Source organism: Afifella marina DSM 2698 (assembly GCF_900102695.1).
Classification (GTDB): domain Bacteria; phylum Pseudomonadota; class Alphaproteobacteria; order Rhizobiales; family Afifellaceae; genus Afifella; species Afifella marina.
Map to the genome: position 1 here is coordinate 153,549 of NZ_FMVW01000008.1, position 12,192 is coordinate 165,740.

Below are 12,192 nucleotides of genomic sequence, written 5' to 3' on the forward strand. Positions count from 1 at the left end.
TGACACAATCGGCCATGAAAACGAAGGTGTGGGGCAGATGCGGCAACCGGCAACCACGGATCAGGCCTAATGAGTGCAATGACGCAGCCAGAAACCAATTCGGACGACATCGTCCGCGAGGCGGAAAAGACCGTCGACCTGCTCGGTCAGGTGCGCGAGGCGATCGGCCGGGTGATCTATGGTCAGGACGTCGTGGTCGAGCGGGCCCTCATCACGCTTTTGTCCGGCGGACATGGCGTCCTTGTCGGCGTGCCAGGCCTTGCCAAGACCAAGCTCGTGGAAACGCTTGGCACCGTTCTCGGGCTGCATGCCCGCCGCATTCAGTTCACGCCGGATCTGATGCCCTCCGATATTCTCGGCGCGGAAGTTCTGGAAGAAAGCGGCGACGGACGACGCGCCTTCCGTTTCATCCAAGGACCGATCTTCGCTCAGCTTCTCATGGCCGACGAAATCAACCGCGCCAGCCCGCGAACGCAATCGGCGCTGCTCCAGGCCATGCAGGAGCAGCATGTGACGATTGCGGGGCAACGCCACGACCTGCCGCAGCCTTTCCATGTGCTCGCGACGCAGAACCCGCTGGAGCAGGAAGGCACCTACCCCCTGCCCGAGGCCCAGCTCGACCGATTCTTGATGCAGATCGATATCCTCTATCCCGATCTTCAATCGGAAAGGCGGATGCTGCTCGAGACGACCGGCGCCCACAATGCGGTGACGGAGACCGTCCTCGACGCCGAGCAATTGATGGCGATCCAATCGCTGGTGCGCCGCATGCCGGTCGGCGACGGCATCATTGATACGATCCTGAAACTGGTGCGCTCCGTGCGCCCCGATGAAGCACAGCCGGAAATGGCCGACCGCATCGCCTGGGGGCCGGGCCCGCGCGCTAGTCAGGCGTTGATGGTGACGGTTCGCGCTCGCGCCCTTCTCGACGGCCGCCTTGCGCCCTCGCTCGACGACGTCGAAGCACTGGCTCTGCCGATCCTGCAGCACCGGATGGCCGTCACCTTCGCAGCGCGCGCCGATGGCATGAGCGTCCAGGACATCATTCGTCGGGCCATCGAGCAGGCCCTCTGACGCCGATGGCAGCCGGCGCTCCCTCTCATCACACCGGATCGGTCGCCGACGCGCGAAGCCTCGCCGCACGCCTGCCCGACCTTCTGGTCGCTGCGCATCGCGTGGCCGCCAATGCGATGTTCGGATCGCATGGCAGGCGCAGGCCGGGAACCGGCGAGACGTTCTGGCAATACCGCTCCTATCAGCCCGGCGAACCGGCGAAGCGTATCGACTGGCGACGATCCGCGCGCGACCATCACCTTTTCGTCCGCGAACGCGAATGGGAGGCCGTACAGACGGTCTGGCTGTGGCCCGACCTTTCGCCCTCCATGCGCTTTCGCTCGCGGCTTGCGACACAGGAAAAGGCCGAGCGCGCGCTTATCCTGGTTCTGGCGCTTGCCGAGCTTCTGGGGCGTGGGGGCGAACGTGTCGGGATCCCGGGGCTTGTTCCCGCCCGACCCGGACGCGACCTGCCGGAGCGCTTTGCCGAAGCGTTTCTGCGTGGCGACCTTGCCGAAGACTGGCCGACAACGGCGCCGATCAAGCCCCTTTCCGACGTCGTCATCGTCAGCGATTTTCTCACCGATCCTGAGACGATCCACGATCGTTTCCGTCACGCAGGGGAGAAAACGGCCCGTTTGCACCTTTTGCAAATTCTCGATCCGGCCGAAGAGACTTTTCCCTATGGCGGTCGCCTTGAATTCGAAGATCCGGAGACCGGCGGCACCTGGCTCGCCGAGCGGGCCGATCTTCTCAAGGAGGGCTACCGCGCCAGGCTTCTCGCGCATCGCGACGAGATCGCCCGCCTCGCACAACGAGCCGGCTTTTCCTTCAGCGTGCACCATACGGACCGTCCCGCCTCGGAAGGGCTTCTCGTTCTGCAATCGAGCCTTGCCGGCCCGAGCGAACGGCGCTTGAGCGCATGATCGCCAATTTCGCGTTTCTCTCGCCCTGGATGCTTGCGGCTTTCGCCGCACTGCCGCTCTTGTGGTTCATCCTGCGCCTCACGCCGCCTCGGCCGACGCGGGAGATCTTTCCTCCGACCCGCATCCTCTTCGGCATCCAGGAAGAGCAGCGAACGCCGCGGCGGACCCCCTGGTGGCTGACCGCGCTTCGGCTTTTGCTTGCTGCCCTCGTCATCCTGGCTCTCGCGAGGCCTGCGCTGCAGCCCTCCGCCAATCTCGCAGAAACGCGGCAAGGCCCGCTCCTCATCGTCCTCGACAATGGCTGGGACAGCGCGCCGGACTTTGCGACGCGCCGCGACGTCGCCGCCAGGCTGATCGACGAGGCCGGACGGGACGACCGCCCGGTCGCCATCGCGGCAAGTGCCGGCGAGGCCAACGCCAATCTCGCGCCAACCTCCTCTAGCGAGGCGACGAGACGTCTCGCCGCGATCGAGCCCGAACCCTTCCCCGCCAACCGCCAGGCGCTTGCGGACAGGCTCGCCCAGCTCTTCCCGGCCGGCTCCGCGGAAGTCGTGTGGATCGGCTCGGTTCTCGACGGCGGTGATGGCGGCAGCTTCGCGGCCGCGCTTCAGAACATCGATGCGGACCCGCTCCTCATTACGGCCCCCACCGCGCTCTCCGTCCTGCGTCCGCCCCGCAATGCCGCAGACCGCGCCGACGTGCGCGTGAGCCGCATCGGGCCGGCGGCAGGGATCACACTCGCCGGCTTCGACAGCGAGGGGCGCCGTCTCGTCGATACCCAGACGAACCTTGCAGCCAACACCGATACGGACGTGGAAATTCAGCTTCCGACCGAGATGCGCAACGAGATCGCGCGGTTTGAAATCGTCGGCGCGGAGAGCGCGGGTGCCGTGCAACTCCTCGACGGACGCTGGCGCCGCAAATCCGTCGGCCTGATCGCCGGAGAAGCGGGCGATGCCGCGCAACCGCTTCTTGCCCCCCTCACCTATGTGGAGCGGGCTCTGTCGCCTTATACGGACATCAAAGAGCAAAGCGGAGAAACCTCGCCCCAGGCGATCGACAAGCTTCTGACTGCGGGCGTCTCCGTGCTCGTCCTCACCCAGACAGGCAATCTGCCGCCGGAGACCGTCGACAAGCTGCGCCGGTGGATTGCGGCCGGCGGAACGCTGCTGCGCTTCGCGAGCCCGAATATCGGCGCGAGCGATCCTGAGCTTCTGCCTGTTGAACTTCGCGAAGGCGAGCGCGCACTCGGCGGTTCGCTTTCCTGGGAAGAACCACAGGCGATCGGGCGGCTTTCGCCGGAAAGCCCCTTCCGGGCCATCGAAATCCCGGCCGATGTGCGCATCCGTCGCCAGATCTTGGCGGAGCCGCGCTCGCTGCCGCAGGCCGAGACCTGGGCGGAGCTTTCCGACGGCACGCCCCTCATCACGGCCGTCACACGCGGTCAGGGCCGCATCATCCTCTTCCATGTGACCGCAGATCCCCGCTGGTCGAACCTGCCGATCTCCGGCGCCTTCGTCGACATGCTGCGTGCGATCGTCGATACGGCCAAGCCTGCCGTCCGCCTGCAGCCGGAGAATGCGGCTTCCGGGGACGCCGTACCGACGCCCGCACGCGCACCTTCGCGCAGTTCGCCCTGGAAACCCGCCTCGGTGCTTGACGGCTACGGACGCCTGCGCCCGCCGGGATCAAAGGCCGCTCTCGTCGCGGACATCGATGCGGCAGCCGCAAGCGCCATCACGCCCCCGGGCCTCTACGAGCGCGGCGGCGATATTCGCGCCCTGAATACGGTGACGGACGAAACGGACCTGACCCCTCTCGATCCCAGCGCCATCGGCTGGTCGGGGCGGGTCGGCTCGCTCGCGCCCGAACGGGCAAAACCTCTGTGGCCGTGGATCCTCGCCATTGCCGCGCTTCTTGCCGCGCTCGACGGTCTCGCGGTCCTAGCGCTTTCGGGCCGCCTCGTCCCGAGACGAGCGGTCACCGCCGGCTTGGTGCTGGCCGCTCTGGTCGTAATCGTTTCGCCGAACAAGGTCTCTGCGCAGGAAGTCTCAGTCGAGGAGGCGCTGGCGGGCACCCTCGAAACCAGGCTCGCCTACGTCATCACCGGCGACACGCTCGTGGACGAAACCAGCAAGGCGGGGCTCAGAGGCCTGACCGAATACCTCGCTGGACGGACCGCGCTTGAACCCGGGCAGCCGGTTGGGCTCGATCTCGCGAATGACGAACTCTCCTTTTATGCGCTCATCTACTGGCCGATGACTGCGGGACAGACGCCGCCCTCTCCGGAGGTGATGGCGAAGGTCGATGCCTATATGCAGAACGGCGGCACGATCCTCTTCGATACGCGCGACGCCGGCAATCCGATGCCGAATTCGGCGCTCAGCGCCACGCCAGAGACGCAGGCCTTGCGGCAGATCCTCTCCGAGATCGACGTACCCGCCTTGCAGCCGGTGCCGCCCGATCACGTTCTGACCAAGGCTTTCTATCTCCTCATCACGTTTCCCGGCCGTTGGGACCAGTCACAGCTCTGGGTGGAAGCGATCGCCGACCAGCCGGACGATACCGGACGACCGGCCCGCGGCGGCGATGGCGTCTCGCCGATCCTGATCACCGGCAACGACTTCGCCGCAGCCTGGGCGATTTCAGCCGACAACAGCTTTCTCTACCCGACCGTTCCCGGCGACCAGCGGCAGCGTGAAATGGCGTTTCGCGCCGGCGTCAACATCGTCATGTACACCCTGACGGGGAATTACAAAGCCGATCAGGTCCACATTCCGGCGCTCTTGGAGCGCCTCGGCCAATGAACAATTTCGTCTTTCATCTCGAGCCCCTGCTCCCCTGGTGGCTCATTGGCGGGCTTGGCGGCCTTCTTCTCGTCGTCGCTCTCTACGTCTTGTTTCGCCGTCTGTCGGGCGCCTGGTTGCGGCTTCTTGCCGGCGCACTTCTCGTCTTCGCTCTCACAAACCCAGTCCTTGAGAGAGAGGAACGCGAGCCCCTGCCGTCTGTCGTGGCCGTCGTGGTCGACGACAGCGGCAGCCAGGGGATCGGCGATCGGCGTGCGCAGACCGAGCGGGCCGTCGCACAGCTCAAAGAGCGCATCGGCTCACTTTCGGGCTTCGAAGTGCGCGAAGTCCATGTCGGCGACGCCTCCGACGACAGCGGCACGGCGCTTTTCGGGGCGCTTTCCAAGGCGGTCGACGACGTGCCACCCGATCGCCTCGGCGGCGCGATCATGGTGACCGACGGTATCGTCCACGACACCCCCTCATCTCCCGAAAGCCTCGGTTTCAACGCTCCCGTCCACGCGCTCATCACGGGCGAGGAAGACGAATACGACCGGCGCATCGTGCTTGAACGGGCACCGCGTTTTGCCATCCTGGGCGAAGATCAGACCATCACCTACCGTGTCATCGATCCGCGGCTTTCTCCTGGAAGTCTTGTGCGCGTGACGCTTCGCATCGATGGGCGCGAGGTCGCGACCGACATGGCGGTGGTCGGTGAAGATCAGGTCATCGACCTTCCGATCGAGCACGCCGGACGCACCATCGTGGAACTCGAGGTCGAACCGGCGGAAGGCGAACTCACTACGGACAACAATGTGGCCGTCGCCGATATCGACGTGGTACGCGAGCATTTGCGCGTGCTTCTCGTCTCCGGCGAGCCCCATGCCGGCGAGCGCACCTGGCGCAATGTCCTGAAGTCAGACGCGGCCGTCGATCTCGTCCACTTCACCATCCTACGCCCGCCGGAAAAGCAGGACGGGACGCCCATCCACGAATTGTCGTTGATTGCGTTTCCGACACGCGAGCTCTTTGCGGAGAAGATCGACGAATTCGATCTCATCATCTTCGACCGCTATCAGCGGCGCGGCGTCCTGCCGATCCTCTACTTCGACAACATCGCCCGGTATGTGCGCGATGGCGGGGCGGTGCTGATTGCGGCCGGGCCTGATTACGCGTCAACGGCGAGCCTTTATTCCACGCCCCTCGGCGGCATTTTGCCGGCGGCCCCGACCGGCAATGTGACAGAGGCGCCTTACCGGGCGGAGATCACCGAGCTCGGACGCAAGCATCCCGTCACCCGTGACCTGCCCGGCGGGGATACCTCGCCGCCAAGCTGGAGCCGCTGGTTCCGCCTCATCGATACGGACGTGACGGCCGGCGATGTCGCCCTCAAAGGCGAGGACGGCAAACCGCTTCTGGTTCTCGCACATGAGAACGAAGGGCGCATCGCCATGCTTCTCTCCGATCAGGCCTGGCTGTGGGCGCGAGGCTTCGAGGGCGGCGGCCCGCACGGTGCACTCCTCAGACGGATCGTGCATTGGCTGATGGGCGAGCCGGAGCTTGAAGAAGAAGCGCTGACGGCACGCGCGGACGGCAACAGCCTGGTCGTAGAGCGACAGACGCTCGGTTCCGAGAAACCCGAGATCACGGCGACGGGGCCGGACGACAAGACCAAACCGATCCCGATGAGCGAGGCAGAACCCGGTCTTTGGCGGGGGCGCATCGATAACGCCTCTCTTGGCCTCTACAAGGTCAGCGATGGCAAAATGAGTGCACTGGCCCATATCGGCGTGGCAGATCCCGTGGAATTTCGGGAGGTCGTCAGCACCCCGGACAAGCTCGCCCCGATCGCCGAAGCGACGGGCGGCGGTGTCGTGCGCCTTGCCTCCAACAATGGCAGCATCCCCCGCATTGCCGCCGTCTCTCGGCGCGCCAGTGCGGCAGGTTCCGGCTGGATCGGTCTCAAGCGCAGTGATGCAACGATCCTGAAAAGCGTCGACCGCCTGCCCCTCTTCAGCGGCTTGATGGGCCTTGCCCTTCTCCTCGGCGTCTTTGCCTCCTTGTGGTGGCGCGAGGGACGCTAAAGAAAAAATCTGGCTCAGATCGTCGCGGTTTGGCTGTTCGGCGTTGGCCGATCTGCATTGAGTCCTAAGTTCGGTTTTGCCTCACCCCCTACCGCCATCCCGAATTTTCACACGAAAGGAATATTGCGATGAAAGGGTCAGACGTTTCCCTGAAGCATCTCCAGCGCGCTCTCACGATGGAGTTGACCACCGTCAACACCTACATCCTCCAGGAGCGCAAGCTGGACGATTGGGGCGTCGATCGCCTTGCAAAGCGTATGCGTGAAGAGATCGACGAAGAGCGCGAGCACGCCAATCTCTTCCTTACCCGCCTCCTCTTCCTGGAGGGCAAGCCGGACGTCCATACGCTCGACAAGATCGATCAGCCGAAGGACATCGCCCATATCTTCAAGACCCAAGCGGCGATGGAGCAAGAGGCGATCGACTATTACAGCAAGGCTGCGCAGGAATGTCAGGAAGCTGGCGATATCGGCAGCTTCAACCTGTTCATGACAATTCTCGGCGACGAAGAGGAGCATGTCGGCTTCGTCGAAGAGCAGCAGGATCTGATGGAGATGCTGGGCACGCAGCTCTACCTCGCGCGTCAGATCTCCTCGGTCGCCGCGGAAGAAGAAGACGACTGATCGCTCTCGATCATTCTTGAGAGTTTTCAACGATCGCCCGTCCGCAGATTTGCGGGCGGGCTTTTGCTTGCTGCCGCGTGCGGCACGTCACGGCCGCCCCACGACCATGCCCTCTAAAGAGGCCGCGACCCCTTCCTCCAGCTCCGCGACCAGGAGGCGCCTCGGATCGCACGGTCCCGGCATCTTCACCCGCCCCTGAGGCAGAGGTGAAAAGCCGAGCGGTCCATAATAGGGCGGATCGCCGACCAGGAGCACATACCGGATACCGAGGGCGCGAGCCTCCGCCAAGGCGTGGCGCACAAGGGCCTTGCCGTAACCGCGGCTCTTCAAAGGCGGATCGACCACGAGCGGACCGAGAAGCCTGCCTTCGTGCGAACCGATGACGATTGGCGTCAACCGGACAGACGCGGCGAGCTCTCCATCGAGATCGATGATGAATGAAAGGTCCGGGTCGTGCGGCGCTTGCTCGCGCACACGAAAGGCGGCGCGCGCATAGGCGCCCGGCCCGAAGGCGTTTGAAACAAGGCTTGAGATGGCAGGGTCGTCGTCCGGCGCTTCCGGCCGGATCAAAATATCGGACATGGGCTCAGCTGGCTTTCGAAGGAAGATGGCCGCGGCTCATCGCGCAGCATGAAACCGCCGCTCCCTGAGCGGCGGAACGAGCCTCATCGGAGGCGCAGAATCTTCGATGTCCGATACATGGGCGCGCCCTCTATCACACGCCTCGCAGCCTTTCAACGAGTTCTCGCAATGGGCTGCTGCGGGCAAGGCGACGTTATTCGCGCGTCAAAGACAGCGAACCTCCGGTCCCGCCGTCCAACCGGGCCAGTCAAAATCTGCGCCTTCCGGCTTCTCATGCAAACACAGCCACCGAAAGGCGCCGGTCAGGACAACTAAGCTCTTTGTCTTCCCCGCCCCGCACCACATGTTTGGGCAGCGCCGATGGCCAAACACGTCTGGTCGATCCGGCCGAGCTTCTTTAAGACGCAGAGATGCCCCATAGCGGGGAACGGGAGAAATTCATGGGTTTGTTGGTCGACGGCGTCTGGCAGGACCAGTGGTACGACACCGAGAAGACCGGCGGAAAGTTCGAGCGCGAAGCTTCGATCTTCCGCAATTGGGTGACACCCGATGGCGAAGCCGGTCCCTCAGGCAAAGGCGGCTTCAAGGCCGAGCCCGGCCGCTATCATCTTTATGTCTCGCTCGCCTGTCCTTGGGCGCACCGCACGCTGATCTTCCGCCGCCTCAAAGGGCTGACTGAGATGATCGGTGTGTCGATCGTCAGCCCGCTCATGCTTTCCGAAGGCTGGATCTTCGACGACGAGCACACCGATCACCTCTACGGCCTGAGACGGCTTTACGAGGTCTATCTGAAGGCGAAGTCCGACTATTCCGGGCGCGTCACCGTTCCGGTCCTGTGGGACAAGGAACAGGAGACAATCGTCTCCAACGAATCCGCGGAGATCATCCGCATGTTCAACTCCGCCTTCGACGGTGTCGGGGCACGCGCCGATCTCGATTTCTATCCGAAAAGCGAGCGCGCGGCGATCGACGAGATCAATGCTCAAGTCTACGAGACCGTCAACAACGGCGTCTACAAGGCAGGCTTTGCGACCAAACAGGCCGTTTACGAAGAAAACTACAAAGCCCTCTTCAACACGCTTGATGAGATCGACCAGCGCCTCGACGACCAACGCTTCCTCGTCGGCGATCGCCTGACAGAAGCCGATTGGCGGCTTTTCACGACGCTGGTGCGCTTCGACGCCGTCTATCACGGCCACTTCAAGTGCAATAAGCGCCGCATTTCGGACTATTCAAACCTGTCGGGATATTTGCGTGATCTCTACCAGATCCACGGCGTCAAAGAGACGGTCAACTTCACGCATATCAAGCGGCACTATTATTACAGCCACGCCAATATCAATCCGACCCGCATCGTGCCGCTCGGACCGCTCTTGGTGCTCGATTCCCCGCACAATCGGGACCGGTTTCCCGGCGAGGGAATCCCCAAAGACTGACGCGATTCTCCGCATTACTGGCTCACCAATCTTGCGCAGGCGCCACGGCGCCTGCCATTTCGGCGAGGCGCGCACGGGTGGCTGGCGTCGTTCCCTCCGGCAGATCCTCCAGCGGAAATGTGCCGATGTCTGCGATCTCCGCACCCCTTGGGTCTATTCCGAGATTTTTCCAGCTGCGGCAGATGTAGAGCGCGACATGGTCGTTCGGATGCGCGCGAGCATTGCGGTACATCCCGAAAAGCTCCGCGGGCCCATCGAGCTCCGCTCCCGCCTCCTCCCGCACTTCCCGCGTCAAAGCCTCAAGCAGCGTTTCACCCGATTCGACGCCGCCGCCCGGCAGATACCAGCCTGGCAAATAGGTGTGGCGTACGAGGAGAATTTGAGCATCGGTAATCAAGGCCGCCCGCACTCCGAGCGTCATCCCGCGAGAGACGCGCCCATAAGCGAGCAGAACGTGCTGGCCAAACCGCTGCATCGCATTCAGCCGAGGCCTATGTCGCTCGCTCATCTTCGCCTCCCTTCGTGGTCGCAGAACACCTTTCCGGCGACGGCAAAGCTTCCGCCCGTTGCACAGCCCCCCAGAGCGCGATAGGCGAAATCATGTTCCGCCTCGCGCACATCTCCGACGTGCATCTGCCGGCCCTGCCGCAGCCTCGTCTTCGCGAACTCGCCTCCAAGCGCATCATCGGCTACGTCAACTGGCGGCAGAACCGCAAGCAGGCGATGACGGAAGGCAGTCTCGACCTTCTCACGACCGACATCGTCGATGCCGATCCCGACCATATCGTGGTCACCGGCGATCTCACCAATCTCGCACTTCGGCAGGAATTCGAGAACGCGCGGCTGTGGCTGCAGGCGCTTGGGCCGCCGACGAAGGTGACGGCCATTCCGGGCAATCATGACGCCTATGTGCCGCGCGCGCATCATCGCTACCGCGCCCTGTGGGCGCCGTGGATGCGCGGCGACATCGACGAAACGGAGGACGCAGAACATATCGACCGGGCGATCTTTCCGTTCATGCGGCGCAAGGGCAATGTCGCCATCATCGGCCTGTCCTCGGCGGTCGCCTCGGCGCCGTTCATGGCGACGGGGCGCCTTGGCCGCAGACAGACGGCACGGCTCGAAACTTTGCTGCAGGAAGCTTGGGACGAAAGGCTTTTCCGCGTCATCCTCGTGCACCATCCGCCCAAGCTGATCGATCCAGGCCGCGCGCTTCGGCGACTGACGGACGGGTACAGGCTGCGCCGCGCAGTCGAGCGGTTTGGTGCCGAGCTCGTCCTCCACGGCCATGATCACATCCGCGCTGTGACGGCCATTCGCGGGCCGCGCGGCACGGTTCCCGTCATCGGCGTGCCAGCCGGCAGCAGCGGCCCCTCCGACGGACCGAAGTCGGGCGGCTACGCCTTACATGAGGTGGAGGAGAGCCCCGATTGCTGGCACCTCACGGTCATTCACCGCTGCCTCGATGAAAGCGGCGGCGTGAAGGAGGCCATGCGGGTCCAGTTCGACATCAAGCGACCGTAACCCAGGCATAAACGAGAAGCGCTGAGGCGCCGACGACGATGCCGATGATGAAGGCGAGAAAAACCCAAAACCCGGACAGGCGGGAGCGCGCGTGATTCTGGATCTGCCGTGCATCTGCAAGCCTTCGGTGACGCGCCGTCTCCACATCGTCGGCTGCAAGCGCGCGTTCGCGCTCGACGATGCGTTCCGCCAGATGCGTGGTGACACGGTCCGCCATCTTCCCCGCATCATTCGCCTCGGCGAGAACGATGCGCCCGTTCAGCGTGTCTTGGAGAAAACGAAAGGTGCGCTTGTCGCGCCCCATCATCACGAAGCTCGTCGCATCGACCCAATAGCGCGGCGGATCACCGGGCAGAATCGACAGCAAGAAGCGATCGCGGTCGCGCTCGGGGAGTTCTTCGGCAACGCCGGCCATCTCTTCAGCGAGAAGCTCAAGGCGTGCACGTTCCGTCTCTCTGAGATCGACGATTCCATCCATCCGGTCCGATTCGCGAATCCGCGCCTCACGAATGCGTTCCTGCAGCTTCCGAACGGTCGCCCCGGTCGCTGGCACCGTGTTCATCCTCGTTTCCCTTTCGCGGACTGTGAGCGGAGGCTACCAGAAAGCCTCCGCGGCGGCAGGCACCGACACACAGTCTCCACTGCTATCTATGGTTAAAGAAAGGCAAATGGAATGGCGTCGACGACGAGAAGCAGCGATCGTGTTAAAGTGGCAGCAAGAGCGGCCGGCATCGATATCTCCGTCGAGCACATGCCGGACACGACCCGCACCGCCGAGGACGCGGCAAAAGCCTGCGGCACAAGCGTCGCGCAGATCGTGAAGTCCTTGATCTTCAGGAAAGCAGAAAGCGGCGAAGCGGTGCTTCTCCTCGTCTCAGGCAAAAACCGCGTCAACGAAGAGAAGATGGCAGAAAGGCTCGGCGAAGCACTTCAGCGCGTCGATGCGCGCACCGTGCGCGAGCTGACGGGGTTCGCAATCGGCGGCGTCGCGCCCCTCGGCTCAACCTCTCCGCTCGCCACCTATATCGATGAGGATCTTCTGACCTTCGATTCCGTCTGGGCGGCAGCGGGTGCGCCGAACGCCGTCTTCGAAGTCGCGCCTCACAAACTCAAGGACGCAACCGGCGCAGAAGCCATTCGCGTCGGCTGACTCCCTGGCAGGCCTCCTTACCTGAGAG

11 protein-coding genes are annotated in these 12,192 nt (G+C 63.8%); 8 read left to right on the top strand and 3 right to left on the bottom strand.

The features are described from left to right. Positions 1 to 69: 69 nt before the first annotated feature. The 5 genes from BLP76_RS15395 (at position 70) to BLP76_RS15415 (ending at position 7,472) form a co-directional block, all read left to right on the top strand. A complete protein-coding gene (locus tag BLP76_RS15395) occupies positions 70 to 1,074 on the top strand; it encodes an AAA family ATPase (RefSeq protein ID WP_092815281.1) in 1,005 nt (334 codons plus the stop codon). 5 nt (positions 1,075 to 1,079) lie between these two features. Beyond that, positions 1,080 to 1,979, top strand: coding sequence for a DUF58 domain-containing protein (locus BLP76_RS15400; protein WP_092815284.1), 900 nt, complete (start codon positions 1,080 to 1,082; stop codon positions 1,977 to 1,979). Then, a complete protein-coding gene (locus BLP76_RS15405) occupies positions 1,976 to 4,786 on the top strand; it encodes a DUF4159 domain-containing protein (RefSeq protein ID WP_092815287.1) in 2,811 nt (936 codons plus the stop codon). The genes BLP76_RS15400 and BLP76_RS15405 overlap by 4 nt, the downstream gene beginning before the upstream one ends. Continuing rightward, positions 4,783 to 6,849: a hypothetical protein gene (locus BLP76_RS15410; RefSeq protein ID WP_092815290.1), complete on the top strand. Its 2,067-nt coding sequence runs from the start codon at positions 4,783 to 4,785 to the stop codon at positions 6,847 to 6,849. Before BLP76_RS15405 ends, BLP76_RS15410 begins: the two co-directional genes overlap by 4 nt. Before the next feature lie 128 nt (positions 6,850 to 6,977). Further along, the gene (locus tag BLP76_RS15415; protein ID WP_092815293.1) at positions 6,978 to 7,472 is read left to right on the top strand and encodes a bacterioferritin; all 495 of its coding nucleotides are present in this window, start codon (positions 6,978 to 6,980) and stop codon (positions 7,470 to 7,472) included. Between the two features lie 87 nt (positions 7,473 to 7,559). On the opposite strand, the gene BLP76_RS15420 is transcribed toward BLP76_RS15415, so the two are convergent. Then, positions 7,560 to 8,054 carry a GNAT family N-acetyltransferase gene (locus BLP76_RS15420; RefSeq protein ID WP_092815296.1) on the bottom strand — a complete coding sequence of 165 codons (495 nt, stop codon included), beginning with the start codon at positions 8,052 to 8,054 and terminating at the stop codon, positions 7,560 to 7,562. A gap of 440 nt (positions 8,055 to 8,494) precedes the next feature. Between BLP76_RS15420 and BLP76_RS15425 the strand changes: the two genes are divergently transcribed. Next, entirely contained in the window at positions 8,495 to 9,490 is a 996-nt protein-coding gene (locus BLP76_RS15425; protein ID WP_092815299.1) for a glutathione S-transferase family protein, read from the top strand. A gap of 22 nt (positions 9,491 to 9,512) precedes the next feature. On the opposite strand, the gene BLP76_RS15430 is transcribed toward BLP76_RS15425, so the two are convergent. Further along, positions 9,513 to 9,998: an NUDIX domain-containing protein gene (locus tag BLP76_RS15430; protein ID WP_420867627.1), complete on the bottom strand. Its 486-nt coding sequence runs from the start codon at positions 9,996 to 9,998 to the stop codon at positions 9,513 to 9,515. A gap of 92 nt (positions 9,999 to 10,090) precedes the next feature. Here BLP76_RS15430 and BLP76_RS15435 point away from each other — a divergent pair, with 92 nt between their 5' ends. Then, a complete protein-coding gene (locus tag BLP76_RS15435; protein WP_092815302.1) occupies positions 10,091 to 11,014 on the top strand; it encodes a metallophosphoesterase family protein in 924 nt (307 codons plus the stop codon). On the opposite strand, the gene BLP76_RS15440 is transcribed toward BLP76_RS15435, so the two are convergent. Further along, complete coding sequence (locus tag BLP76_RS15440; RefSeq protein WP_092815305.1) at positions 11,001 to 11,576, bottom strand: hypothetical protein; 576 nt, start codon at positions 11,574 to 11,576, stop codon at positions 11,001 to 11,003. The two genes, BLP76_RS15435 and BLP76_RS15440, sit on opposite strands and share 14 nt — an antisense overlap. A gap of 147 nt (positions 11,577 to 11,723) precedes the next feature. Between BLP76_RS15440 and BLP76_RS15445 the strand changes: the two genes are divergently transcribed. Then, the gene (locus BLP76_RS15445; protein ID WP_244514616.1) at positions 11,724 to 12,164 is read left to right on the top strand and encodes a YbaK/EbsC family protein; all 441 of its coding nucleotides are present in this window, start codon (positions 11,724 to 11,726) and stop codon (positions 12,162 to 12,164) included. Positions 12,165 to 12,192 lie beyond the last annotated feature (28 nt).

Coding starts and splice junctions, on each gene's coding strand:
- BLP76_RS15395 (WP_092815281.1), top strand. CDS start 70: ATGAGTGCAATGACGCAGCCAGAAACCAATTCGGACGACATCGTCCGC.
- BLP76_RS15400 (WP_092815284.1), top strand. CDS start 1,080: ATGGCAGCCGGCGCTCCCTCTCATCACACCGGATCGGTCGCCGACGCG.
- BLP76_RS15405 (WP_092815287.1), top strand. CDS start 1,976: ATGATCGCCAATTTCGCGTTTCTCTCGCCCTGGATGCTTGCGGCTTTC.
- BLP76_RS15410 (WP_092815290.1), top strand. CDS start 4,783: ATGAACAATTTCGTCTTTCATCTCGAGCCCCTGCTCCCCTGGTGGCTC.
- BLP76_RS15415 (WP_092815293.1), top strand. CDS start 6,978: ATGAAAGGGTCAGACGTTTCCCTGAAGCATCTCCAGCGCGCTCTCACG.
- BLP76_RS15420 (WP_092815296.1), bottom strand. CDS start 8,054: ATGTCCGATATTTTGATCCGGCCGGAAGCGCCGGACGACGACCCTGCC.
- BLP76_RS15425 (WP_092815299.1), top strand. CDS start 8,495: ATGGGTTTGTTGGTCGACGGCGTCTGGCAGGACCAGTGGTACGACACC.
- BLP76_RS15430 (WP_420867627.1), bottom strand. CDS start 9,998: ATGAGCGAGCGACATAGGCCTCGGCTGAATGCGATGCAGCGGTTTGGC.
- BLP76_RS15435 (WP_092815302.1), top strand. CDS start 10,091: ATGTTCCGCCTCGCGCACATCTCCGACGTGCATCTGCCGGCCCTGCCG.
- BLP76_RS15440 (WP_092815305.1), bottom strand. CDS start 11,576: ATGAACACGGTGCCAGCGACCGGGGCGACCGTTCGGAAGCTGCAGGAA.